Source organism: Luteimonas sp. e5 (assembly GCF_054031035.1).
This window is the reverse complement of the sequence record NZ_JBSTRX010000002.1, coordinates 138,601-161,314: the sequence shown is the minus strand read 5'-3', so window position 1 is coordinate 161,314 and position 22,714 is coordinate 138,601. Positions and strand designations below refer to the sequence as shown.

26 protein-coding genes are annotated in these 22,714 nt (G+C 69.1%); 4 read left to right on the top strand and 22 right to left on the bottom strand.

Annotation, left to right across the window (positions count from 1 at the left end; genetic code table 11):
* The gene (locus tag ACW11F_RS06185) at window positions 1-612 is read left to right on the top strand and encodes an OmpW/AlkL family protein (RefSeq protein ID WP_456996039.1); all 612 of its coding nucleotides are present in this window, start codon (window positions 1-3) and stop codon (window positions 610-612) included.
* 84 nt (window positions 613-696) lie between these two features.
* Here the strand turns inward: ACW11F_RS06185 and ACW11F_RS06180 are convergent, their stop codons facing one another.
* Window positions 697-1,239: a DUF1453 domain-containing protein gene (locus ACW11F_RS06180; RefSeq protein WP_456996038.1), complete on the bottom strand. Its 543-nt coding sequence runs from the start codon at window positions 1,237-1,239 to the stop codon at window positions 697-699.
* A gap of 119 nt (window positions 1,240-1,358) precedes the next feature.
* Between ACW11F_RS06180 and ACW11F_RS06175 the strand changes: the two genes are divergently transcribed.
* Both ACW11F_RS06175 and ACW11F_RS06170 read left to right on the top strand, forming a co-directional pair.
* Window positions 1,359-1,841, top strand: coding sequence for a YajQ family cyclic di-GMP-binding protein (locus ACW11F_RS06175; RefSeq protein WP_456996037.1), 483 nt, complete (start codon window positions 1,359-1,361; stop codon window positions 1,839-1,841).
* Between the two features lie 19 nt (window positions 1,842-1,860).
* A complete protein-coding gene (locus ACW11F_RS06170) occupies window positions 1,861-2,427 on the top strand; it encodes a DUF1415 domain-containing protein (protein ID WP_456996036.1) in 567 nt (188 codons plus the stop codon).
* Between the two features lie 91 nt (window positions 2,428-2,518).
* Here ACW11F_RS06170 and ACW11F_RS06165 read toward each other — a convergent pair whose 3' ends face one another.
* The 4 genes from ACW11F_RS06165 to ACW11F_RS06150 form a co-directional block, all read right to left on the bottom strand.
* A complete protein-coding gene (locus tag ACW11F_RS06165) occupies window positions 2,519-3,229 on the bottom strand; it encodes a pseudouridine synthase (RefSeq protein WP_456996035.1) in 711 nt (236 codons plus the stop codon).
* A complete protein-coding gene (locus ACW11F_RS06160; RefSeq protein WP_456996034.1) occupies window positions 3,226-4,275 on the bottom strand; it encodes a class I SAM-dependent methyltransferase in 1,050 nt (349 codons plus the stop codon). The genes ACW11F_RS06165 and ACW11F_RS06160 overlap by 4 nt, the downstream gene beginning before the upstream one ends.
* A 48-nt stretch (window positions 4,276-4,323) precedes the next feature.
* Window positions 4,324-4,950, bottom strand: a complete 627-nt coding sequence (locus ACW11F_RS06155; RefSeq protein ID WP_456996555.1) for a M23 family metallopeptidase — start codon at window positions 4,948-4,950, stop codon at window positions 4,324-4,326.
* Between the two features lie 232 nt (window positions 4,951-5,182).
* Window positions 5,183-6,085 carry a L,D-transpeptidase family protein gene (locus ACW11F_RS06150; RefSeq protein ID WP_456996554.1) on the bottom strand — a complete coding sequence of 301 codons (903 nt, stop codon included), beginning with the start codon at window positions 6,083-6,085 and terminating at the stop codon, window positions 5,183-5,185.
* Window positions 6,086-6,514: 429 nt separating this feature from the next.
* Here ACW11F_RS06150 and ACW11F_RS06145 point away from each other — a divergent pair, with 429 nt between their 5' ends.
* Complete coding sequence (locus ACW11F_RS06145; protein WP_456996033.1) at window positions 6,515-6,751, top strand: DUF3297 family protein; 237 nt, start codon at window positions 6,515-6,517, stop codon at window positions 6,749-6,751.
* Here the strand turns inward: ACW11F_RS06145 and ACW11F_RS06140 are convergent.
* The 17 genes from ACW11F_RS06140 to ACW11F_RS06060 all read right to left on the bottom strand — a co-directional run bounded on the left by ACW11F_RS06140 (window position 6,736) and on the right by ACW11F_RS06060 (window position 22,113).
* Complete coding sequence (locus tag ACW11F_RS06140; protein WP_456996032.1) at window positions 6,736-7,140, bottom strand: hemerythrin domain-containing protein; 405 nt, start codon at window positions 7,138-7,140, stop codon at window positions 6,736-6,738. The two genes, ACW11F_RS06145 and ACW11F_RS06140, sit on opposite strands and share 16 nt — an antisense overlap.
* A 1-nt stretch (window position 7,141) precedes the next feature.
* Window positions 7,142-7,390 (bottom strand): hypothetical protein, encoded by a 249-nt coding sequence (locus tag ACW11F_RS06135; RefSeq protein WP_456996031.1) that lies wholly within the window; start codon window positions 7,388-7,390, stop codon window positions 7,142-7,144.
* 45 nt (window positions 7,391-7,435) lie between these two features.
* Window positions 7,436-8,338, bottom strand: a complete 903-nt coding sequence (gene xerC / locus ACW11F_RS06130; protein WP_456996030.1) for a tyrosine recombinase XerC — start codon at window positions 8,336-8,338, stop codon at window positions 7,436-7,438.
* Between the two features lie 14 nt (window positions 8,339-8,352).
* The gene (locus ACW11F_RS06125) at window positions 8,353-9,036 is read right to left on the bottom strand and encodes a DUF484 family protein (protein WP_456996029.1); all 684 of its coding nucleotides are present in this window, start codon (window positions 9,034-9,036) and stop codon (window positions 8,353-8,355) included.
* A complete protein-coding gene (gene dapF, locus ACW11F_RS06120; RefSeq protein ID WP_456996028.1) occupies window positions 9,033-9,911 on the bottom strand; it encodes a diaminopimelate epimerase in 879 nt (292 codons plus the stop codon). The genes ACW11F_RS06125 and dapF overlap by 4 nt, the downstream gene beginning before the upstream one ends.
* Window positions 9,889-10,161 carry an LPS translocon maturation chaperone LptM gene (lptM, locus tag ACW11F_RS06115; RefSeq protein WP_456996027.1) on the bottom strand — a complete coding sequence of 91 codons (273 nt, stop codon included), beginning with the start codon at window positions 10,159-10,161 and terminating at the stop codon, window positions 9,889-9,891. The genes dapF and lptM overlap by 23 nt, the downstream gene beginning before the upstream one ends.
* Before the next feature lie 98 nt (window positions 10,162-10,259).
* Window positions 10,260-10,631, bottom strand: a complete 372-nt coding sequence (locus ACW11F_RS06110) for a YbaN family protein (RefSeq protein ID WP_456996026.1) — start codon at window positions 10,629-10,631, stop codon at window positions 10,260-10,262.
* A 287-nt stretch (window positions 10,632-10,918) separates the two neighbouring features.
* Window positions 10,919-11,938 carry an OmpA family protein gene (locus ACW11F_RS06105; RefSeq protein WP_456996025.1) on the bottom strand — a complete coding sequence of 340 codons (1,020 nt, stop codon included), beginning with the start codon at window positions 11,936-11,938 and terminating at the stop codon, window positions 10,919-10,921.
* 267 nt (window positions 11,939-12,205) lie between these two features.
* Complete coding sequence (locus ACW11F_RS06100) at window positions 12,206-14,344, bottom strand: S9 family peptidase (protein ID WP_456996553.1); 2,139 nt, start codon at window positions 14,342-14,344, stop codon at window positions 12,206-12,208.
* Between the two features lie 205 nt (window positions 14,345-14,549).
* Window positions 14,550-15,221 (bottom strand): hypothetical protein, encoded by a 672-nt coding sequence (locus tag ACW11F_RS06095; RefSeq protein WP_456996024.1) that lies wholly within the window; start codon window positions 15,219-15,221, stop codon window positions 14,550-14,552.
* Between the two features lie 38 nt (window positions 15,222-15,259).
* Window positions 15,260-17,410, bottom strand: a complete 2,151-nt coding sequence (locus ACW11F_RS06090; protein WP_456996023.1) for a prolyl oligopeptidase family serine peptidase — start codon at window positions 17,408-17,410, stop codon at window positions 15,260-15,262.
* A 70-nt stretch (window positions 17,411-17,480) separates the two neighbouring features.
* Window positions 17,481-17,807, bottom strand: a complete 327-nt coding sequence (locus tag ACW11F_RS06085) for a hypothetical protein (RefSeq protein WP_456996022.1) — start codon at window positions 17,805-17,807, stop codon at window positions 17,481-17,483.
* Between the two features lie 89 nt (window positions 17,808-17,896).
* Entirely contained in the window at window positions 17,897-18,859 is a 963-nt protein-coding gene (locus ACW11F_RS06080) for a helix-turn-helix transcriptional regulator (RefSeq protein WP_456996021.1), read from the bottom strand.
* A 42-nt stretch (window positions 18,860-18,901) separates the two neighbouring features.
* Complete coding sequence (gene hemC / locus ACW11F_RS06075; protein WP_456996020.1) at window positions 18,902-19,810, bottom strand: hydroxymethylbilane synthase; 909 nt, start codon at window positions 19,808-19,810, stop codon at window positions 18,902-18,904.
* 26 nt (window positions 19,811-19,836) lie between these two features.
* Entirely contained in the window at window positions 19,837-20,571 is a 735-nt protein-coding gene (locus tag ACW11F_RS06070; protein WP_456996019.1) for a LytR/AlgR family response regulator transcription factor, read from the bottom strand.
* A gap of 60 nt (window positions 20,572-20,631) precedes the next feature.
* On the bottom strand, window positions 20,632-21,306 hold the full coding sequence (locus ACW11F_RS06065) for an alpha/beta hydrolase (protein WP_456996018.1): 675 nt from the start codon (window positions 21,304-21,306) through the stop codon (window positions 20,632-20,634).
* Between the two features lie 63 nt (window positions 21,307-21,369).
* Entirely contained in the window at window positions 21,370-22,113 is a 744-nt protein-coding gene (locus tag ACW11F_RS06060) for a M15 family metallopeptidase (protein ID WP_456996017.1), read from the bottom strand.
* Window positions 22,114-22,714 lie beyond the last annotated feature (601 nt).

Here is a 22,714-nt window from a genome sequence, read left to right as displayed (position 1 = left end):
ATGAAATTTCGCACCATGAGTCTTGCCATTTGCGGTGCACTGGTCCTTGCCGCGCCGGGCGCGTTTGCCCAGCAGGCTTCGGACAGCGTTGCCGACAAGCGCTTCTCGGTGGTCGGCGGCTACAGCCATCTCAAGCCACGCACCGATGCCTTCGATACCCCCGCGACCGGGGTCAAGGGCAGCGGCATGCCGACCCTGTCGGCGGCCTGGCACATCACCCCCAACATCGCCGTGGAAGCATGGGGCGGCGTGGACAAGGCGACCCATCGCATCGGTGGCGGCAGCCGGGTCAAGTCGCAGCCCTACGCGGTCAGTGGCCAATACCACTTCGGTCAGGCGGACAACGCGATCCGCCCGTTCGTCGGCTTGGGCTATTACGAAGCCAACATCAGCGATGAGCGCGACGGCAACGGCGAGCACTTCGGCATGAGCACGCCCAAGGGCGCGATCGGTACCGTGGGTGCGGACTTCAACATCACCCCGCGCGTGTTCACCCGCGCCGAGGCGCGCTACATGAAGGGCAGCTCGGACGTGAAGGTGGCCGGCGAGAAGGTCGGCGAAGCACGCCTCGATCCGTGGCTGGTCGGCGTCGGCGTCGGCGCGCGCTTCTGATCCGCGCACGGCCGCAAACCGCAACACGGGAACGGGCCTGCGGGCCCGTTTTCCTTTTCCCGCGATCCCTCTTCCTGCGCTCCCTCAGCGACCGGGCAAGCGCCGCAGGCGTGCGCGCAGCAGCCAGGCCCACGCCAGCCAATGGCCGATCAGCAGTCCGCCGAGTGCGAACAGGCTGTCATGGCGCAGGTACCACGGCTGCCCGGCCGCGGCGCTGCGCCAGTCCAGGCCATGCGTCGCGAGTTGCCAGATGCCCAGGCCGATGCGCGCGGCCACCAGCGCGGTGAGCGCGAACACGATCAGTGCATTGGGCGTCAGCCAGTAGCCGTCGGCGCGCGCTTCGCCACGGCTGATGCGCAGGTGCAGCCAGCCCAGCGCCAGCCCGAGGCCAAGGCCGGTGAATGCCATCCGCGGCGAGCCCGGCAGCCAGCGCGCGCTGATCCACGCCGAAAGCAGCAGCATCAGCAGCGACACCAGCAGCAGCCACGCGTTGACGGCGTTCATCCACGGCCACACCTTGCGCCGCTTGCGCCCCTGGCGATAGCGCTGCCACAGCGAAAACGGCATCAGCAGCGTCAGCACAAGGAACAGCAACAGGATCAGCAGGGGGATCAGCAGCAGCGGCATGGCGCACGGCTCCGTCGGTGATCGCGCATCTATCGCGGGCATGATGCCTGCGCCGGCAGCGACGCGGGTCGCGCGCCGCGCTGCGGGGTATGCTCGGGCTTTCCGTTTGAGGATGCCGCATGCCTTCCTTCGATATCGTCTCCGAGGTCGATCGCCACGAACTCACCAATGCGGTGGACCAGGCCAACCGTGAACTGTCGACCCGCTTCGACTTCAAGGGCGTGGATGCCGGCTTCGCGCTGGATGACGCGATCATCGCGCTGCATGCGCCGAGCGATTTCCAGTTGCAGCAGATGCGCGACATCCTCGACGCGCGCCTGATCGCGCGCAAGATCGATGCGCGCTGCCTGGAGGCGGGCGAGATCGAAACCAATGTCGCCGGCGCACGACAGAAGATCAGCGTGCGCCAGGGCATCGACCGTGAGCTGGCGAAGAAGCTGCAGGCCGAGCTCAAGGCCAGCAAGCTCAAGCTCGATACCCAGATCAACGGCGACAAGCTGCGCGTCAGCGGCAAGAAGCGCGACGACCTGCAGCAGGCCATCGCGCTGCTGCGTGGCAAGCAGTTCGAGCTGCCGTTGCAATTCGACAACTTCCGCGACTGAGCGCACGGCGCGAGCGACCATGCCGCAGGCACATCAGGTCGAAGCCGACATCCGACGCTGGATCGAGCGCGCGGTGATCGGGCTCAACCTGTGCCCGTTCGCCAAGGCGGTGTACGTCCGGGAGCAGGTGCGCATCGTGGTCAGCGATGCGCGCAGCGAGGCCGCCCTGCTGGAACACCTGGGTGCGGAGCTGCTGCATCTGCGCGACACGCCCGCCGAAGAGATCGACACCACGCTGCTGGTGCATCCGCACATGCTGGCGGAGTTCCTCGACTACAACGACTTCCTCGACCCGGCCGAAGCGCTGCTGGAATCCCTCGATCTGGTGGGCGAGATCCAGATCGCCAGTTTCCACCCGCACTACCGGTTCGCCGACAGCCGCCCCGATGACGCGGAGAACCTGACCAACCGCGCGCCATGGCCGGCATTGCACCTGCTGCGCGAGGACAGCGTGGCACGCGCGGTGGCGGCGTATCCCGATCCGGATCGGATCATCCAGCGCAATCTGCAGACCATGCGCCGCCTCGGCCATGCCGGCTACCGCGCCCTGCTCGATGACGCGCCGATGGAGGCGGATGCGGGCTGACGCGGTATGCCGCGCAATCCTTGCCACGTGCAAGCCCCACTCCACGACAGCGCGCACGCGCGGATGCCGCTGACCGGCATGCCTCGCTCGCTCAGGCGAAGATCGCCTCGCGTTCCGCGTCGCTCAGCAGACGCCATTCGCCTTCGGCCAGTTCCCCGAGTGACAGGCCGCCGACGCGCTCGCGGTGCAGCGCCTCGACGTGGTTGCCGAGCGCGGCGAACATGCGCCGCACCTGGTGGTAGCGGCCCTCGTGCAAGGTCAGCCGCGCGCGGCGCGGGCCGAGCACCTGCAGCGCCGCCGGCAGCAAAGGGGTGTTCTCGCCTTCCAGCATCAGGCGGCCGCTGGCGAACTGCGCCGCCTCGTCACCGCGCAGATCACGCGCCAGCTCGGCCAGATAGACCTTGGCCAGCCGCGAACGCGGCGAAATGATCCGGTGCAGCAATTGGCCGTCGTCGGTGAACAGCAACAGGCCGGAGCTGTCGCGGTCGAGCCGACCGACCGGCGAGACGATCGGCGAGCGCAGGCGCATGCGCCGCGGCAGCAGGTCGTAGACCAGACGCCCCTGGTCCTTTCGCGAACAGGTCACGCCGGTCGGCTTGTGCAGCATCAGCAGCAGGCCGGGCGCGGGGTCCAGCGGTTCGCCATCGATGCGGATGTCCTCATGCGCGCGCACGTCATCGCCATACAGGCGCTCGCCGGCGGCATCGCGCACGCGGCCATCGGCCAGCAGCGCCAGCACCTCGCGACGGCTGCCGTAACCGAGGTTGGCAAGGTAGCGCAGCAGCTTCGGCGCACGGCTCATCGCCGCGGCCCGCGCGCATGCAGCACCTTGAAGCCCCGTGCCGCGAGCACCGTACGTGTCTGTGCGAAGCGTGCCTGAAGCGTGGCCTCGTAGGGCAGGCGCGCATTGGCCACCAGCCACAGCTCGCCCTGCGCCTGCAGTGCATCGGCGGCGACCTCGATGAACCGCTGGCCGATGCCGGGGCGCGCGGCCTTGCCCGGATCGTGGAACGGCGGATTGCAGACCACCACGTCGCAGCGCGCCGTGTGCGGCAGGCCCGCTTCGACATCGTGCCAATGCAGATCCAGCGCAACCCGCTGCGCGAACGGCGCCAGGTTGCGCGCGGCCAGTTGCAGCGCACGATGATCGGCTTCGTACAGGTCGAGCGCAGTGATGCGCGGGTTCTTCGCCAGCAGCGCGGCGCTCAGCCAGCCCCAGCCGCCTCCCAGGTCGGCGGCGCGCCCGGCAAGATCACCGGGCAAGGCCTCGGCCAGCAGCGCGGAACCGGCGTCGACCCGGTTCCAGGCAAACACCCCGGGCCGGCTGTGGAAGCGGCCATCGAGGATCGGGCGCACCGCGTCCGCTTCGCGCCACTGCGCCAGCAGGTCGTGGTCGATGCGCGCCTCGTCGCGGCGCGCCCAGAACACGCGGCAATGGAACTTGCTGAGCGTGCCTTCGAGGCCACCGACCAGCCGGCGCAGATCGCCTTCATGCGCCTTGGCGCCCTCCTCGTTGGCCACGCTGGCAAGCACCACGCCACCCGGCGCGCAGCGATCCAGCGCAGTGGCGAGCAGTGCGCGCGCCTCCTCGCGCTGGCGCGGCGGCAGCAGCCACACCTGGGCATGCGTGCGCGTGTCGTCGGCCTCGGGCCGTACGGCGAATCCGGCGCGCTGCAGCGCATCGGCCCACGGCTTGAACGGCTGCACGCAGTGCAACCCGGCGCGCAGGCCGCTGGCGTGCAGCGCGGCACCTTCGCGCGCGCGCAGGAACAGCACGTCCGCCTCGGGCTTCAGCAGGCCCTGGGCGAACGGGAGCCACAGGGCATCAAGGGCGGGATCGCTGCGCATCCACGGATTCCGGAATCGGCCTGCTCCACGCCCGGCCTGGCGCGTGCCTCAACGCCCGCCCAGCAGCGGGTAGGGATTGAGCGCGGTGTATTCCCACCAGTTCTTCTCCGCACCCAGCACGCCGACCGCGAAGTGCAGGTGCGGCGCCTGGGCATCCGCATTGCCGCTGCTGCCGACGTAACCCAGCACCTCGCCGCGCTTGAGCTGCTTGCCTTCGACGATGCCCGGCGCATAGCCCTGCAGGTGCGCGTAGTAATAGACGAAGCGGCCGGAGGGATCGAACTGGTACAGCGTGGTACCGCCCAGCTTGCTTTCGAACAGCTTGACCACTTCGCCATCGGCGGCGGCCAGCACCGGGGTGCCGGCGGCGGCGGGAATGTCGATGGCATCGTGCACGCGGTCGCTGCCGCGCGCCTGGCTGAAGGTGTCGATCAGCGCCTGCGCGCCCACGCCCTGCACCGGAATCAGCAGGCCGGCCGGCGCATCAGCGGCGGCGGGCGTTTCGGCCACGGCGCCCAACCCGGGCTCGTTGCCGTGCGGGTCGACGATGATCTGCGCACCCGGCGCGGCTGCCGCGGCCGACGGGGCGCGCGTGCCGCCTCCGGGCACCGGCAACGGCGGCGTGGCCGGTGGCGCCATCGCGGCCTCGGCGGCGGCGCGTGCTTCGCGCTGCATCCAGAAATACACGCCGTTGGCCCCGACCAGCAGGCCGGCGACGAACAGCAGGAACTGGCGGAACAAGCCGGCACCGCGCTTCTCGACCACGCGGCGCTCGACCACGCGCGGCTCGGGCGGTGCCGGCTCCGCGGGCGGCTGGGGGGTGTTGGGGGGAAGATCGTTCATGCGGGACTCGGCTGGCAACGGGGTCGGGGAAGGACGAGGTGGAACACGCCGGTTGCGCGTGCGCTCACGGGATCAAGGTTACCGGGGTGCCCTGGGTGACCGCATTCGATACCTGCAGCACCGACCAGTTGGTCATGCGGATGCAGCCATTGGAATGGGTCTTGCTGATGTTGCCCGGCTCGGGCGTGCCATGGATGCCGTAATGCGGCTTGGACAGGCCCATCCACATCACCCCGACCGGGCTGTTGGGCCCCGGCGGCAGGGTTGCGGTCGGCCCCGGCCGGGCGCCCTTGAACAATTTGGGGTTGTAGTTGTAGTGCGGGTCGCGCGCCACGCTGCGCAGCTCCCAATCGCCGATCGGCAGCGGGTCGCGCTCGCTGCCGGTGGTCACCGGGAACTGGGCGTACACCCGGCCCTCGGGATTGATCAACATCAGCAGCTTGGCCGCATCCGACACCACGATGCGCGTGGCCGGCGGCAGCGGCGGGATGTCCAGCACATTCGGCACCATGATGCGGGTGCCGGCGACGGCGAGATCCGTGTCCGGATTCAGCGCCATCAATGCCGCCGGGCGGATGTGGAACTTCTCGCCCAGTGCCTCGGCCACGTTGCCGTAGGACAGCCGAGGCAGCCGGGCCTTGGCGTACATGCCGGCGGGAATGCTGCGGAACGGGCCACGCACATCGGCCTCGGTCAGGGTGTAATGCACCAGTGCCGGGCCGTGCCGCTCCAGCGCCTCCCAGGTGGCCTCGTCCAGTTTGCCCGTGACCGGCAACCCGGCCAGGCGCTGGAAGCCACCGATGGCGCGGGTGGTATTGGTGCCGGCACGGCCGTCGATTTCACCGGGCGACACCCAGGCACGGTCCATCAGCACCTGCGCGCGCAACAGGCCGAGGAAGCCGCTGCGTGCGTCGCTGAGATCGGGCGCGGAAGGCTGCGCGGGCGGCGCCAGCGGTTCGGCGACCATGTCGGCCGGGTCGCTGCTGCGCTCGGGCAGCGGCTGTTCGTCACCGCGCGGCACCATCGCCTCGTCGGCAGCGGTCGGCAGCGCCACTTGCGGCGGCTGCGGTTCAACGGGTTCAACCGGCTCGGGTGGCGGGATCGGCGGCTGCGGCGGCAAGGGCGGTGGCGCCACGGCGTCGGCGGGCGGCGAGACCGGCACCTCCTGCGCCGGCAGTTCGCGCGCAGGATCACGCGCCTGCCAGGGCATCTGCGCCGCGACAGGCGCGCCGGCCAGCAGCCAGAGCAGGGTGAGAAACACGATGATCGGACGCACGGCGTATTCCGGAACCAACGGCAGACAATGGTGTCCCAGTGCACCGCACTGGCAGGTGAATCATGCCAGAGCCGGCGCGAAGGCTTATCCTTGCGCGACTCCCGTCATTCCCCGCGTGCCATGTCCGACACCCCACCCGACCGCCTGAGCAACGACCCGCGCAGCCCGCATTACGACGAAGCACTGCTGGCGCGCGGCATCGGCATCCGCTTCAACGGCCAGGAGCGCAGCAACATCGAGGAATACTGCGTCAGCGAAGGCTGGGTGCGGGTGGCGGTGGGCCGTGCGCTGGATCGCCGCGGGCAGCCGATGACGATGAAGATCAAGGGCACCGTCGAGCCCTACTTCCGCAGCTGAGCCTGCGCCGCCCACGCGGCCTGCAACGCATCGAAACATTCGCGCTCCTCGAAGCGCACGTGTGCGGCCAGGCGCTCGCCGAAGGCATTGAGCGATGCCGCATCGAGCGTGCCGTGCGCGGCACGTTGCGACATCGCCTGCAGCACCGCGTGATCGGCCAGCAGCCGCTCGCGCAACGGTGCTTCCAGCGCATCGGCGAAGCGCTGCAAGAGCGCTTCCTCGTGACGGAAGTGCGCGGCCATTTCCTGCTCCCAGTACGCCGCGATGCGCCGGTTCATCGCCGCCCGGGCCTCGGCGTCGGCCGGATCGACACGCCGTGCGTCGCGCGCCAGCAGCAGCGCGCCATGATGCTCGCGGGCCAGTTCCAGCAGCGGTCCAAGCCGCGGCATGTCAGTCCAGCAGCTCGCGCGCACGCGCCTGCAAGGCGCGCCAGCTCGCTTCAAGCTCGCCCGGCTTGGGCGTGACCCGGGCGATCAGCGCCAGCGCCGCTTCCAGCTGCTCCACCCGCCAGGCAAGTTCGGCGTAGTCCTGCGCCGTGACCAATTCCACCTTGCGATCGGTGCACACGCCGATGCACGGCCGTTCGGCCTGCAAGCGGCCACAGCCGACGCACTGCCATGCCTCGATGGTTTCGACCATGCGCCGACTTTCGCCCGTCCGCGCGGTGAGGCGCATTGACCACGGTCAATCGGACGCATCATCCTCGCGCTTGCGCCGCGCGCGCGGATGCGCGGCGTCGTAGACCCGCGCCAGATGCTGGAAATCCAGATGGGTATAGATCTGCGTGGTGGCGATGTCGGCATGGCCGAGCAGTTCCTGCACCCCGCGCAGATCGCCGGAAGATTCCAGCATGTGGGTGGCGAAACTGTGCCGCAGCAGGTGCGGGTGCACGCGCTTGAACACACCCTGGCGCTGCGCCAGCTGGCGCAGGCGCAGCTGTACCGCGCGCGCCGTGATCGGCTTTTCACCGCCGCGGCCGGGGAACACCGGCGCATCCTCGCCGCCGCCGGATTCGGCGCGCCATTCGGCCAGCGCATGACAGGCATGCGAGCCGACCGGCACCACCCGCTCGCGCCCGCCCTTGCCGCGCACCTGCAGCAGGCCCTGGGCGGTGTCGAGATCGCGCCAGCGCAGTGCGCACAGTTCGGACAGGCGCAGGCCGGACGAATAGAACAGTTCCAGCATGGCGCGGTCGCGGCGGCCGAGCGGCGCGTCGGTGGGCAGTTCCACCAGTTGCACCGCTTCGTCCACGTCCAGCACCTGCGGCAGCTTGCGCGCCGCCTTGGGTGCGCGTACCGCGGCGGCCGGATTGGCCTGCAGCCGCCCCTGACGCAGCAGCCAGCGATAGAACCCGCGGCAGGACGAGAGCCGGCGCTGCAGGCTGGTCGGCGACAGGCCGCCGCGATGCCCGGCAGCGATGAACGCGCGCAGCGCGGCTTCGTCCAGTTGTGCCGGCGCGCCGGCGGCAGTGTCCCCGGCCCAGTCGGCCAGCGCCTGCAGGTCGCGACGGTAGGCGGCCAACGTATGCGCGGACATGCGCCGCTCCACCCGCAGGTGTTCGAGGTAGGCGGCGAGGTCGGAATCCATCGCCGGCACCGCGCTCAGTCCACGTTCGGCGCGAAGCGTGCCATCGCCACCGCGAACGCCTCACCCATCATGCGCAGGAACAGCGTGCCCATGCCCGGGTAGAAGCGGTTGGGGTCGGTGCTGCCGACCGCGACCAGGCCGGTGCCGGGCAAGGCGAGCAAGGCGCTGGACTGCACCTCGCCCACGCGCTCGCCATACAGCAGCACGTTCTTGTCCGGGTTCAACCGCCCGCACAACGGCTCGCCCTCGGCCAGCACGTCGCGGAACGGCTCCAGCGCGAGGCGGTCATCGGCCACCACCTGCCAGCATTCCCCGGCTTCAAGGCCCACCACCTCGTGGAACAGCACGATGCGCACCAGGTCGCCATGAAAGTCCTCGCCGAGCGAGGCCGCCATCGCACGCACGCTGTCGGCGGCGCTGGTTTGCTGCATCAGGCGCAGGGTGAGCTGGTGGGTGCGCACCGCCAGCCGCTCGTTTTCCTCGGCATTGGCGAACAACTCGTGCAGCCGGCGCGACAGCTCGCGGTTCTTGTCGCGCAGCACGTCCAGCTGGTAGCTGGCCAGCGATGCCGCCGGGCCGTCCTCGCGCGGCACCACCAGGCTCAGCGCCAGGTCGGGGAACTGTTGCAGGAAGTCGGGATGACGCCGCAGCCAGGTGGCGACCTCGTGCATGCCCAGGCGTTCGGGTTGTTCGTTCATGGTGCTCCACTTCCGCTGGCGTCGATCACGCCGGCAAACACGAATTGTGCCGGACCGGCCATCGCGATGCCCGCGTCCTCGTCGCTCCAGTCGATCTCCAGCTCGCCGCCGGGCAGTTCGACCCGGATCCTGCGCGCCGGATGCCCGCGCCGGATCAGGATCGCCGCGGCGGCACAGGCGCCGCTGCCGCAGGCCAGGGTTTCGCCCGCGCCGCGCTCGTACACGCGCAGGCGTACCCGGCCCGGCGCAAGCACCTGGACGAAGCCGACGTTCACCGATTCGGGAAAACAGGCCGATTGCTGCAGCTGCCGCGCGATGCCTGCGACATCGGTGGTGGCGAGGTCCTCGACTTCGATCAATGCATGCGGATTGCCCATCGACACCGCACCGAAACGAAGCTCGTCGCCCTCGACGAGCAGGGTGTAGAACGCCTGCTCATGCTCGAACCCGTGCAGCGGGATGTGCGCCGGTGCAAAGCGCGGACGGCCCATGCCGATGCGCCAACGCCCCGCATCCACGCGCGTGGCCTGATGCAGGCCGGCGGGCGACTCCAGACACAGCCCGGCATCGTGCAGCCCGTCATGACGCGCCAGCCATTCGGCGACGCAACGCGCGCCGTTGCCGCACTGCCCGGCCACGCTGCCATCGGCATTCCAGATGCGGTAGCGCGCATGCGCGTCGGCGTGGCGCGGCGGCTCGATGGTCAGGATCTGGTCGCAGCCGACACCGCGGTGACGGTCGGCCAGATGGCGGCACAGCGCGGCATCGGGTGCGGCCTGGCCATCGCGCAGGTCGAGCACGACGAAGTCGTTGCCCGCCCCGTGCATCTTGTCGAACCGCAGGCGCGCCACTTCAGGTGGCGGCGGGCGGGTCATCGTCCCGCACGGTCGGCGTGGCCGGATCGCCGTCGACCGGCTCATCACCCACCGGCTCACTCTCCTCCGGCGGCACGGCTTCGTCCAGGTCAGTGGCAGGCGGATCCGCCTCGTCAAACCCGGTGCTGTCCGGTGGTGCCGGCAGATCCACCGGCTGCGGTTTCTGCGGCAGGCGCAGCGGGCCCTTGTTGCCGCAGGCCACCAGGGCAAGAACGAGCACGCACAGCGCGGCGGGACGGAGGATGTTCATGCGCCGATGGTAACGCGCACCCGCGATGCCGGGAACCTTGCCACAGGCAAAATCGCATGCCGCGCCGGGGTCGTCAGGGCACGGTTCAGGCGGGTGGTTCAGGCGGGTGGCTCCGGCCGTCGCCACAGCCATGCCGCGACCACCGCCATCACCACGATGCCGGGTGCGGCCATGCGCGGATCGGGCATGAACGCCAGCATCAGCAGCGCCGAGGACGTCATCATCGCCAGCGCCAGCCATTTGGCCCGTCGGCTGACCGCGCCATGCGCCTGCCAATCGCGAATCATCGGCCCGAAGCGGCGATGGCGGCGCAGCCACACATGCAGGCGCCGCGAGCCACGCGCGGCAGCGAATGCGGCCAGCAGGATGAACGGCACCGTCGGCAGCCCCGGCACGAACACCCCGAGCACCGCCAGCCCCAGTGCGACATGGGCCAGCAACCACCAGGCAAGGCGCGCAAGCGAGGTCATGCCCACAGTCTGGACCGGCGCCCATCGTGCGGGAAATGCGCCAGGTCAAGCAGGCGGCAAGAGACCCGGGGCACGATCACCGGCCGGGTCTTTCCCAAACGCGGGAATCTTTGTCATCGCGGTACGAACGTGCCCACCCCAATGCCGCACATGCAATCCGGGCGACACCATCCGCCGGGACACCGCGATGAATACCGATGCCCCGTCCACCACGCCCGTTGCGACGCGCGCGTCGACGACGCTGTGCAGGCCGGCGGGCCGCCTGCCCGCCGGCCTGTATGCGGGATTTACTGCTTGACCAGTTCCACGCGCCGGTTGCGGGCGCGGCCTTCCTCGCTGGCGTTGTCGGCCACCGGACGGGTGTCGCCGTGGCCGGCGGCGCTCAGCCGCGAGGCGTCGATGCCGGCCGCCTGCAGGGCGGCGACGACCGAACGCGCGCGGCCTTCGGACAGGGTCTGGTTGTGCGCCGGGCTGCCGGTGTTGTCGGTATGCCCGTCAACCGCCAGCCGCAGGGCCGGATCCTGCTGCAACAGCGCCACCACCTGCTCGATCTGCGGCATCGACTCGGGCAGGATCTCGGTCCTGTCGGTGGCGAAATTGACCTGCAGCGCGACCTTGCCGCTGGCATCCAGCTGCTGCCGCATTTCCGATGCCGGCAGCAATTTCGCGGTGACCGCCGGCGCGGCGCGCTCGGTGAGCAGGATGTTGTAGGCGCGGTCGGTATGGTCGGCCACCACCTGCACCCAGATCTGCCGATCGGCCTGGCGCACCAGCCAGGTGGCCAGCGGGTTGCCGGAGGCGCCCTGCAGGCCCGCCTCCAGACGCGCCAGCGCCCCTTCGTCATTGATTTCCTTGAACGCCGCCGCCGACATCCGCGAGGCATTGACCTTGACCCCCTGCAAGCGGCCGATCACCGCATCCATGTTGGCGACGACGTTGGCAAACCCGCAGTCGGCGGTACCTTCGGTGCTGATGTACGAGGCCACGGTCGGCCCTTCCACCCATTCGATCCGGTCGCCGGTCCAGTACGGCGCCCTGGCATGCCGCGGCGCGGCGGCATCGAAGCTGCAACCTTCGGCCAGGGTCACGAAGGGAAAATCGCCCAAGGCCGCGCTCGACAGCGGCACGGCATCGATGTCGAAGGCGCTGGCGGCGCTTGCCGCTGCGGTATCGGCGGGCGCGCCCATCGGCGCCTGATCGGCAGGCGCGCCTGCATCGGCGCTGGATGGCGGCGGGGTATCCGATGGCTGGCAGGCGGCCAGCGCGGTGGCGGTGATGGCGGTGGCAAGCAGTCGCGGGAGGCGCATGCCGGGGTTCTCCTTGCTGTTTGGGGGATCGGTCACAGGCGGGCAGCCGCCACGGCGTACGCGGCCACGGCCACGACCGGCGCGCGCCGGGCATGGCCCGCGGCACGCGCAGGGATTGTCACCCACGTTTCATGACATCACGCAGCGCCGTCAACCGCGAGTCACGCCGGCCTGCATGGCGCACAGCCGCACACCACCTCCGACCTCGCAAACGCTGCCAAGCCGTGCGCGGCCTGCACCCGTGACCGGGGCAGGCCGCAACCGGCATCAGCGCGGCTCGGCCACGCCCAGCTGGTCGAGCATGAACGCGTACATCTCGGCCTGCTCGCGGAAACGGCGGAAGCGGCCGGATTTGCCGCCGTGGCCGGCTTCCATGTTGGTGCGGAACAGCACCGGGTGCGAGGAGGTGTTGAGATCACGCAGCCGCGCCACGTACTTGGCCGGCTCCCAGTACTGCACCTGCGAGTCCCACAGCCCGGTGCCGACGAACATCGCCGGATAGGCCTTCTTTTCCAGGTTGTCGTAGGGCGAATACGACAGCATGTAGTTGTAGCTTTCGACACTGGTCTCGGGGTTGCCCCACTGGTCGTACTCGTTGGTGGTCAGCGGGATGCTGGCGTCGAGCATGGTCGTCACCACGTCGACGAACGGCACCTGCGAGAGGATCACGCGGTAATCGTCCGGCGCCATGTTGGAGATCGCACCCATCAGCAGGCCGCCGGCGCTGCCGCCCATCGCCGCGACGCGATCACGCGCCACGTACTTGTTCTCGACCAGCCAGCGGGTGACGTCGATGAAGTCGGTGAAGGTGTTGACCTTGTTGAACATCTTGCCGTCGTCATACCAGGCGCGCCCCATCTCCTGGCCGCCACGGACATGCGCCAGCGCGTAGACCATGCCGCGGTCGAGCAGGCTGACGATGGTCGAGTTGAAACCCGGATCCATCGACATGCCATAGCTGCCGTAGGCGTACTGCAGCATCGCCGCGCTGCCGTCGCGCTTGAAGTCCTTGCGATGGACCAGCGAAACCGGGATGCGCACCTTGCCATCGCGCGAAGGCACCCAGACCCGTTCGGTCACGTACTTGCCGCTGTCGTAGCCGGGCACCGGCTGCTGCTTGAGTTCGCGGCGCTCGCCGGTGGCGGTGTTGACCTCGTAGGTGATCGCCGGCGTGGTCAGCGAGGTGTAGCTGTAGCGCAGCCAGTCGGTATCGGTTTCCGGGTTCGCCGACAGGCCCATCGAATAGGCGGTTTCATCGGCCTTGACGTATTCGGCGCTGCCGTCGCGCTTGAGCAGGCGGATGCGCTCCAGGCCCTCGGAGCGCTCGCCGATCGCGGTGAACCCGTCGAACAGCTCGATATCCTCGATGTACACATCCGGGTCGTGCGCGATCCAGTCCTTCCACTGTGTGCGCGAGGTAGCGCCTTCGGGCGCGGTGACGATCTTGAAGTTGCTGGCGCCATCGGCATTGGTGCGGATCACCCAGCGGCCATCGTGATGGTCGGCGTCGTATTCCACATCGCGCTCGCGTGCAGCCAGCACGGTGAACTCGCCCGGGTTGGCGGCGGGGGTGTAGCGCAACTCGTTGGACACCGTGCTGCTGAGGCCGATGACGATGTAGCGGTCATCGCGGCTGCGGCCCACGCCCATGTAGAAGGTGTCGTCCTTTTCCTCGTAAATGATCGGGTCGTCCTTGGCATCGCCACCGAGCACATGCCGCTTCACCCAGGTGGTGAGCAGGGTCTCGGGATGGTTGACCACGTAGAACAGGGTCTTGCCGTCGTCAGCCCAGACCGCGTTGCCGCTGGTGCCGGGGATGCTGTCGGGCAGGTCCTTGCCACTCTCCAGATCGCGGAAGCGCAGGGTGTACTGGCGGCGGCCATTGGTATCGTCGGCCCAGGCCATGCGCTTGCCGTCCTGGGTGATCGCCACCGGACGTGCGGCGTAGTAGTCGTGCCCCTCGGCCAGCTTGTTGACGTCCAGCAGCACCTGTTCGGCAGCAAAGTCGCCGGCTTCATTCGCTTGCTGGATCGACAGTGCATCCACGCCGGGACCGTCCTTGCGCCGCGCATGGATCGGGTAATCCTGGCCGGCGACGTAGCGGCTGTAATACCACCAGCCCCGGTCGCGATACGGCACCGAGCTGTCGTCCTGCTTGATGCGGCCGACGATTTCCTCGTACAGCGCATCTTCGACCGGCTTCAGCCGCGCCATGACCGCATCGACGTAGGCGTTTTCGGCATTGAGATAGGCCAGCATCTCCGGGTTTTCGCGCGTGTCATCGCGCAGCCAGTAGTACTCGTCCTGGCGTTCGGCGCCGTGCGGTGCCTTGACCACATGCGGCTTCTTCGCCACCTCTGGCGGCGTGGGGGCGGTGGCGGGCGGGGCGGCATTGGCAGTGGTCATGCTCATGGCAAGCGCGAGGGCAACGGCGTAGGGGGAGCGGTTCATATGCGGGTTCCGGACTGGGAATGCAAATGGCGGGCAGGCCCGCGCGAATGAAGGACGGCTGGCGGCGACGAACACATGTTCAGCGCAGACACGCGTCCGGCGGAGTGTAGCAACAGCCGGCGACCGAGCCGGGCCGCCACACTCAGGCGCAGCGGCGGCATCAGCCCGAACGAAGCAGGCGTGAATGCTGCAGGATGACCCGACGCGCATCGCGCAGCGAAGCCCCGGTCTGCTGGCGATACAACTTGATGGCGGCGATGGTTTGCCCGGCGGCAATCAGGCTGCGCACCTGCATCGAGGGGACCGTCGAAGCCGGCGCTTCCGGTTCGGGCTGCGCTTGCGCCAGTTCGGCCTCGCTCAGCGGCTGCGGATCGCGCTCATGCTGCTTGATGACCTGATGCGCACCACGCAGGGACGCGCCGGTCTGCTGCCGGTACAGCTTGATCGCGGCGATCCGCTCACCGGCCGCGATCAGGCGCCGGACTTCGGGCGATGGCTCGGCACTGGCCGCTGCCGGCGGCACTTCGGCCGGCTCCTGCGGCGGCGCGGGCGATGCGTGCGGATGGTGCTCGTGCCAGCGGATCACGTCATGCCCATCGCGCAGGGACGCGCCGGTCTGCTGCCGGTACAGCTTGATGGCACCGATCCGGTCACCCGCCGCGATCCGCTCGCGCACCGCGGCCGAGGGTGACGGCAAGCCGCGCGATGGCGGCGTCAGCCCGCGCGTGGGCCAGCGCCGCTCACGACGCCGATCCCGTTGCCGGCCCAGCTCGAACAGCGCCCAGGCCGCCAGCACGATCAGCACCGCGATGGTCAACGTTGCCGTATCCATCCGCCTGTCCCGCGTGCCGGCGCCTGATCAGCGCCGGCTCAGTGCTTGTCGCCGGCCAGATGCTTCCACAGGAAGGCATAGGCCAGCGCGGTCATGTGCGCGCGCTGCGCGTTGTTGGCCGCGCCGCCATGGCCGCCCTCGATGTTTTCGTAATAGCGCACGTCCTTTCCGGCCGCTTCCATCAGCGCCATCATCTTGCGCGCATGGCCCGGGTGCACGCGGTCATCGCGGGTCGAGGTGGTGAACAGGGTCGGCGGGTACTCGCGCGCCGGATCGAACAGGTGATACGGCGAGAAGCCGCGGATGTATTCCCACTGCTCGGGTTGGTCCGGGTCGCCGTATTCGGCCATCCACGAGGCACCGGCCAGCAGCTTGTTGTAGCGGCGCATGTCCAGCAGCGGCACCTGCACCACCACCGCGCCGAACAGCTCCGGGTACTGGGTCAGCATGTTGCCGGTGAGCAGGCCGCCATTGCTGCCGCCCTGGATGCCGAGCCGCGCCGGACGGGTGATCTTGCGGCGGATCAGGTCCTGCGCCACCGCGGCGAAGTCTTCGTAGGCCTTGTGCCGGTTCTGCTTGAGCGCGGCCTGGTGCCAGCGCGGGCCGTATTCGCCGCCACCGCGGATGTTGGCGACCACGTACACACCGCCCTGCTCCAGCCAGCCCTTGCCGATGGCGCCGGAATAGCCCGGGGTCAACGAGATCTCGAAGCCGCCATAGCCGTACAGCAGGGTCGGGTTGTCACCGTCGAGCTTCATGTCCTTGCGGTGCACGATGAAGTACGGGACGCGGGTACCATCCTTGCTGGTGGCGAAATGCTGCTCGGTGACCAGACCTTGTGCATCGAAGAAGGTCGGCATGGTCTTCAGCACTTCAGGCTGCTTGCCGATTTCGGCCAGCGCCAGCGTGGTCGGCGTGGTGTAGCCGGACACCGTCATCCACAGCGCGTCGGATTCGTCGCTGTCCACCGCCGAGACATTGACCGTGCCGATCTCGGGCGCGCCGACGAAGGCCGAACGCTTCCAGCCGTCCGCACCGGGGGTCAGCACGGTCAGCGTGTTCTTGACGTCTTCCAGCACGTTCAGCACGACGTGGTTCTTGGTCCACGCCACCCCGGCCAGCGAACTGCGCTCGGTCGGCTCGAACAGCACGCTCAGCTCACGCTTGCCGGCCATCCAGTCGTCGAAGTTGGCGACCAGGTAGCTGCCGCCCTTGTAGGTCTTGCCGCCCACGGTCCAATCCTCGCGCGGGCGCAGGGTCAGCCACTGCCGCACCACGCCCTTCTCCACCGAGTTGGGCACGTCGATCTTGCTGAGGCTGCCGTCCTTGTTCCGCAGGTACAGCTCGCTGTTGTAGAAGGCGACGGTGTTGCTGACGAAATCGCGCTCGTAGCCGGGGCTGTCGTCATGCACCGCGGAGATGTACATGTCGGTGGGCTTGCCCTCGTACACCAGCTGCGCGCTTTCCATCGGCGTGCCGCGCTTCCACAGGCGCGCGGTGCGCGGGTAGCCGGAGGTGGTCATGCTGCCGGGGCCGAAATCGGTCTGCACGAACACGTGCTCCTGATCGACCCAGCCCAGCGAGCCCTTGGCCTCGGGGCGGAAGAAACCGCCCTCGACGAAGCCGCGCGCTTCGATGTCGAACTCGCGGGTGACGTCGGCATCGGCGCCGCCGCGCGAGAGCGCCACCAGGCAGCGGGTGTAGGCCGGACGCAGACAGCGGGCGCCATGCCAGACCCAGTTTTCGTTCTCGGCCTTGTTCAGCGCGTCGAGGTCGAGGATGGTTTCCCAGCGCGGGTTGGGCTTGCGGTATTCGGCCAGCGTGGTGCGTCGCCAGATGCCGCGCTCGTGCTGCCTGTCCTGCCAGAAGTTGTAGTAGTGATCGCCCATCTTGTAGACCCCGGGGATCTTCTCGTCGGAGTCGAGGATGGCGAGGATCTCCGCTTCCATGCGCTTGAACGCCGGCGTCGCCGCCAGTTCGGCCTCGGCACGCGCATTGCGCTCGCGCACCCAGTCCAGCTGGCGCTCGCCTTCCACCTCCTCCAGCCACTGGTGGGCGTCTTCGGTGCTGGCAGCGGCGGGCATGACGGATTCCTGGGTCGAGGCGGACGGGGTGACGGGCTGGCTGGCGCAGGCGGCCAGGCCCGCAGCCAGGCCGGCCAGACCCGCGACGTGGAACAGCTTGTTCATGGCGACTTCCGTTGTGGCAAGGCAGCCCCGAACGCTAGCACAACCGACCGCGCCGGCCCCGGCCCGGAAGTCATGCCCGGCCGTGGCGCACGCCGCGTTGCGGCAGGCGCGATTCGCGTCGCCGCCAAGTCGCCGCGGGATCACGCCGACGCATGCGCGGCAGGCGTGCCCCCTCCTGCATCCGGCTCCCGGACGGCGCACTGCGCAGGCGTTGCAGGCCATGGGCACATAGCCACGCGCTGCCCGGCAATCCGACCAGCCACAGCGGCAGCCAGCCGATCGCGGCATGCACCTGCAGGAAGGGCAGCAACAGCGCGCTGGCGGCAGCGCCAAGGAACAGCAGCGACAGCACCGACTGCACGCGGGCGGCAGCGGACACGGGGGCTTGGACAGGCATGGCAGGGCTCCGAAGCGGACGTGCGGCCAGCATGCCGGCCGCGTGTCGCACGGACTGCGACCGGCGTGCGGAGCCCGGCGCGACGGGCTTCAGTCGTAATTGGAGCGCGCCAGATCGAGCAGCGTGCGCGCCTGTGCACGCAACGACTCCGGGGCCACGATCTCCGCGTCCGCGCCGTAATGCAGCACGTCCATCAACAGCTCGCGCCCGGCGCTGTAGGGCAGCTTCAGTTCATAGCGGCCATCGGGCAGGAAGCGGCCTTCCTGTTTGGAATGCCAGCGTTCCTCGGCCACCCAGCGTGCCGCCTTGGCACTGAACACGATGGTCGCCCAGCCCTTGGGGGTGCCGGAAAAGATGCCGTAGCCGGCGGCGAGGTGCTCGTTCAGCTCGGCCTCGTCCACGTCCTCCGCCGCTTCCTGCAACAGGCGCGCGCCCTGCATGCGATCCAGCGAAAAGCTGCGCAGCGCCTCACGCCCGTGATCCCAGGCATCCAGGTACCAGTTGTCGCGGTAATGGGTGATGCGCTGCGGCGACACCGTGCGCCGGGTCAGCTCCTCGGTGGAGCGCGCGCGGTATTCGAACGCCAGCTGGCGGCGCTGCAAGGTGGCCGAGGCCACGGTGCGGAAGCCGGCTTCGTCCAGCTTGCGCGTGTGATGCTGGATCACCCGCACCCGCTCGATCGGCCACGGCTTGCCGCCGGCCTGTTCGGCCAGCAGGCTCTCCACCCGGTTGCGCAACGGCGCCAGGGTCGAGGTCAGCATGCCGCTGCTGCGCGAGAGCATCTGCTGCGCGGCAAGCAGGGCATACAGCTCCTCGGACGACAGCCACAGTCCGGGCAGTTCGAAGCGGTCGGACTCTTTCGGGTCGTAGCGGAAGCCGGCCTCGCCGTCGCCGATGATCGGCGCCATCAGGCCATCACGCAGGAACGCCAGATCGCGGTAGACGGTGGCGCGCGAACAACCCAGCTCGTCCATCAGGCGGGCGATGTTGAGGGGCACCCGCGCGCCTTTGAGCAGGCGATGCAGGGCGGTGATGCGTTCGTAACGGTCCATGCACCGATTATGCGTCGGCGCGCCGGCAATGTCGCCGCGGGCTCAACCCATCAGCGCCCGGGCACCCTGCGCCAGCAGCATCGCCGCGACCTGCTCGCCCAGCGACTCGGGCCGCTCGGCCGCGCCCCGCACCTCGGCACGCAGCAGCTCGCCGGTTTCGGCCGAACCGACCAGCCCCTGCAGGTGCAGCTGGTCGCCCTGCAGCCGCGCATGCGCCGCCACCGGCACGTGGCAGCTGCCTTCCAGGGCGCGATTCATCGCCCGCTCGGCGGCAACGCAGCAGCGCGTGTCGAGATGATCGAGCGTCGCCAGCAGCGCATGCAGCGCGGGGGCGTCATCTCGGCATTCGATCGCGATCGCGCCCTGTGCCGGCGCCGGCAACCAGTCCGGCGCCTCCAGCCGTGCGCGGATGCGTTCGTCGAAGCCGAGCCGCTGCAGGCCGGCGCAGGCCAGCAGGATGGCGTCGTACTCGCCCGCATCGAGCTTGGCCAGGCGCGAATTGACGTTGCCGCGCAGGTCGGTGATGACCAGGTCATCGCGTCGCGCGCGCAACTGCGCCTTGCGCCGCAGCGAGGAGGTGCCCACGCGTGCACCGGCCGGCAGCGCGGCGATGTCGGCATGCCGCGCACTGACGAAGGCATCCGCATGGTCGGCGCGCGCCAGCACCGCCGGCAGCGCGAAGCCCGGCTCCAGCGCCATCGGCACATCCTTGAGTGAGTGCACCGCGCAATCGGCGTCGCCGCGCAGCATCGCCAGTTCCAGCTCCTTGAGGAACAGCCCCTTGCCGCCGATCGCGGCCAGCGAGCGATCCAGCAGTTCGTCGCCGCGGGTGGACAGCGGCACCAGTTCGATCCGCAAATCGGGATGGTGCGCGCGCAGCAAGCCGGCGACGTGTTCGGTCTGCCACAGCGCCAGCGGGCTCTTGCGGGTGGCGATGCGAAGCGTGTTCATCCGTGCATTATCGCCGCCGCGCGCGCTCATACCCAGTCGCGCATGGTTTCGCGCAGTTCGGCCAGACAACGCCGGCTGACATCCAGCGGCTGCTCCACGCCATGCAGGATCACCTGCGCCTGGCCATCGCCCACGCGGCGCAGCTCCTTCAGCGCATCGCGCGCGATCAGGCAATTGCGATGGATGCGCAGGAAGCGCTCGCCGAACTCCTGCTCCAGCGACTTCAGCGATTCCTCGATCAGATCCTCGCCGGCGGCGTGATGCACCATCACGTACTTCTCGCTGGCCTGCATGTAGCGGATCTCGGCCACCGGGATCAGGCGCATGTGCCCGCCCAGGCGCGCACACAACTGCGTGCGTGGCGCGGCGTGCGGCGCGATGTCGGGCCGTTTCAGCCGCGCGCGCGCACGACGCAGGGTTTCGGCCAGGCGCTCGCCGCGCACCGGCTTGACCAGATAATCCAGCACCTCCCAGTCGAAGGCGGCCAGCGCGTGTTCGTCATGCGCGGTGCAGAACGCGATCAACGGCGGCGACGGCTGCGCGGCCAACGTGCGCGCCACTTCCAGTCCGTCCATGCCCGGCATGCGCACATCCAGCAGCACCAGCTCCGGGCGCAGCGTGTCGCAGGCGTGCAATGCGGCGGCGCCGTCCGCCGCCTCGCCGACGACGTCGATGCCCGCCTCGCGCGCCAACAGGCCGCGCAGGCGCGCACGCGCCAGCGGCTCGTCGTCCACGATCAACACACGCAATGCCTGCCCCATGCGCGGATGGTGGCACAGGCCGGCGCGGCGGTCATGCCGCGCGTGCAGACCCGACGCGGCTCAGCCGCCGAAACGCTGTCCCATCCACGCCGCAAGGTCGGCGATTTCCTCGGCGCACACCTGGTGTGCCATCGGGTAGGCATGCCAGTCCACCGCGAAGCCGGCATCACGCAGCGCATCACGGCTGCGCTTGCCGGCGGTGTACGGCACCACCGGGTCATGCGTGCCATGCGCCATGAACAGCGGCTGCGTGGCGGCCGCGGCCTCCAGCCCGGCCAGCATGCCCGGCCCCAGCGGCAGGTAGGTGGACAGCGCGACCAGTCCGGCCAGCGGCTGCGTGCGCCGACTGCCGGCGGCGAGGGTGATCGCCCCGCCCTGCGAGAAACCGGCCAGGATCACCTGCGACGCCGGCACCCCGCGCTCGCCTTCGCGCGCGATCAATGCCTCGACCTGGGCCACCGACTCGGCCACGCCCTCGGCATCGGCGCGATTGGACATGTCCAGATCGCGGATGTCGTACCAAGCGCGCATGCGCATGCCGCCATTGATGGTCACCGCACGCGTCGGCGCATGCGGAAACACGAAGCGCAACGCCGGCCAGTCGGGGCGCACCAGTTCCGGCACGATCGGCACGAAATCATTGCCGTCCGCACCCAGACCGTGCAGCCAGATCACCGACCAGCGCGGATCGGCGGCGGTTTCGTGTTCGACGGTTTCGGGCAATTCAATGGTCATGGCGATGGCATGGCGGAAGGAGGCGATAGCCTGCCATGAAAGCAACGGCCCGGCATGTCGCGCTCAGCGCAGCGGGATGTCGAAATGCGTCTGCGGCGTCGGCTCGGGCTTGAAGGTGAAGTGCCACCATTCCATCGCATAGTTGGCAAACCCGTGGCGCTGCATGGCATCGCGCAGCAGGTCGCGGTTGCAGCGCTGCTGCGGCGACATGCGCGGATCATCGGTATTGGCAAGCGTGTCGAAGAAATCGAACGGCGTGCCCATGTCCAGCTCGCGGCACGCGTTGCCCGCCGTCGTGCACTGCATCACGGTCAGGTCGATGGTGGCGGCGCGGCTGTGCCCGGAACGCTCGGCGATGTATTCGCCCACCAGTTCGTGCTTGTCGAGGTTGGGGTAGTAGGCCGGCTTGGTGCGCACGTCCTCGAGATCCTTCGCCCAGCGCATGAAATGCGCCACCGCACGCGCCGGCCGATAGCAGTCGAAGATGCGCAGGCGCAGGCCCTGCGCACGCAGCTCGTCCGCCACCTGCGCCAACGCCTGCGCCGCCGGCCGATGCAACCAGCAGCGTGGCGCCGCATAGCCATCCACCGGCACGCCGACGAAATTGTCGTGCCCGGCATAGCGGATATCGAACTGCGCATCGGCCACGAAATCGGCCACGTCCACCAGCCCCGCCTCTCGCGCCTCCTGCGGCATCGCCGCCGTCGCGCTGCCCGCGCGCGGCGCATGCACGCAGCCGCCCAGCACGAACAGCGGCAGGAGCACCGAAAGCAGAACGCAGGTACCGCGAAGCAGGTTCATCCTCATGCGCGCCAGCATAGCGCGCGCAGCACTGCGGCTGCCGGCGGCACTGTCGGGCCGTGTGCAAAAGCCCGCCGCGATGGTGGCCCACCATCAATCCCAGTGCGCACCCTAACTTACTGATACTACGGGATTGTGATGGTTGCTACACCTGATGGTTACTCACTTGCTTACTCACAAGCTACGGGGCGTCCCTTCCGTGCCGGCGACCCGGCGCATCGGGGCAGCTGCACGAGAGCAAACGACAGTTGCCTGTTCGTGCAAGTGTCATTGCACTCGGTCGCACCCCTTCTGACGACGATCGCGTCCTGCGCCGCGCCCGGCGATCGTGGCTGTCAGGGCCCGTAACTGAAGGTGTTCGCCAAGCTCTTCAACCGGCTGTATCACCCGTGCCTGGGCGAGAGGCGCATCTAGCCGCGCTGAACCGGGGCACGGATCGTACCAGTACATCTGTGGCTCGCTCCCTCCCGTCCCTGGCGACAACCTACTACCTCTCTCGCCCAGCCTGGCCGGGAGTGGGCGGCGCCGCTAGCCAGCTAAGCCCTCTCTTCCCGCTTGCGGGACTCTATCACGCGACCGTAGCGGCCAATGGGCGCGGCAACTTACG